Raw genomic sequence first — 1,088 nt, 5'->3', positions numbered from 1 at the left:
CATGTCCTGCACTGGTCCCACTGGCGACGACAAGCACAACACCGGGCACGCATCAGCCACTACAAACGACGAGGCCACAACCCCTGCCCTGAACCACCGTCACGCCAAACACGGTTGCAGTACTAGGACTTGTCCGGTCGATCTCTCAGGCGGCGGGTGTGCCGCGCCTCTGAATCTCGCTGTTGAGGGGCTTGCCGAGTGAGGTAGAAAGCGGCATGGACACCGCAGAACTTCAGCAGACGTTGAACGAGACCATCGAACACCTTGTCGTGCACCACGGCAACACGCACCTACATGCGTGACTACGAGGTCATCGTCCAAGTGTGGAACGGCCCCCAGAGCCAGGGCTGATGCGTTCTCAGTCGGCGAGATGAGCTGATCGCCTGCGTATGCGCTGCCGTGGCTGGTTCGCCCGGTTCGGCAACGAGAGACGCGACCCCTGATGATCAAGGTTCTCGAAGCCTTGATCACGAAAAGGGGTCGCGTTCGCGTGCCATCCTCCCTGATCGGTGTCCTGCAGCGCCACTGCGCGGACACCGATTTCACCTGCCCGGAACCGTCGCAGCTCACCTGCCTGGCGGACGTGCTGGGCCGGATACCCGATCCCCGCCGGGGCCGCCGCTACCGCCTGGGCTCCTTGCTCCGCTGTGCATGGTCGCAGTCCTCGGCGGAGCCAGGTCTCTGACGGCCATCGCCCGCTTCGCCGCCGATACCAACTCCGACCTGCGCGAACCTCGGACTGACCTCCAGCACACCAAACGCCTCCACACTGGGACGGCTCCTGGCCCGCTTGGACGGCGACGCCCTGGACGATGCCGTGGGCGCCTGGCTCGCCCGGTACGCCGCCGACCCGGTCAACGAACCCGGCGACGCCCTGGTCGGCCTGGCCGTCGACGGCAAGACCGTGCGCGGATCCCGCACTGACGGCACCGCCGTCCACCTGCTCGCCGCCGCGCTGCACGGTGTTGTCACGTTGGCTGACCGGCGTGGGATGATCTTGTGATTGGCCGTGCTGGGAGGGGATCGTTCGTGGCGTCGACGCCACCGTCGTACAGGGGCCACCGCTATCCGCCGGAGGTGATCGCGCA

General features: G+C 66.2%; 2 protein-coding genes. Both read left to right on the top strand.

Going from position 1 to position 1,088, the window contains the following annotated elements:
* Positions 1-490: 490 nt before the first annotated feature.
* Positions 491-685 carry a hypothetical protein gene (locus QMK30_RS38305; protein WP_283522946.1) on the top strand — a complete coding sequence of 65 codons (195 nt, stop codon included), beginning with the start codon at positions 491-493 and terminating at the stop codon, positions 683-685.
* Between the two features lie 105 nt (positions 686-790).
* Positions 791-1,003 (top strand): hypothetical protein, encoded by a 213-nt coding sequence (locus tag QMK30_RS38300; RefSeq protein WP_283522945.1) that lies wholly within the window; start codon positions 791-793, stop codon positions 1,001-1,003.
* Positions 1,004-1,088: the final 85 nt, after the last annotated feature.

This window comes from Streptomyces sp. H27-C3, assembly GCF_030063415.1.
Classification (GTDB): Bacteria; Actinomycetota; Actinomycetes; order Streptomycetales; family Streptomycetaceae; genus Streptomyces.
This window is presented reverse-complemented; position numbering and strand designations above follow the sequence as displayed.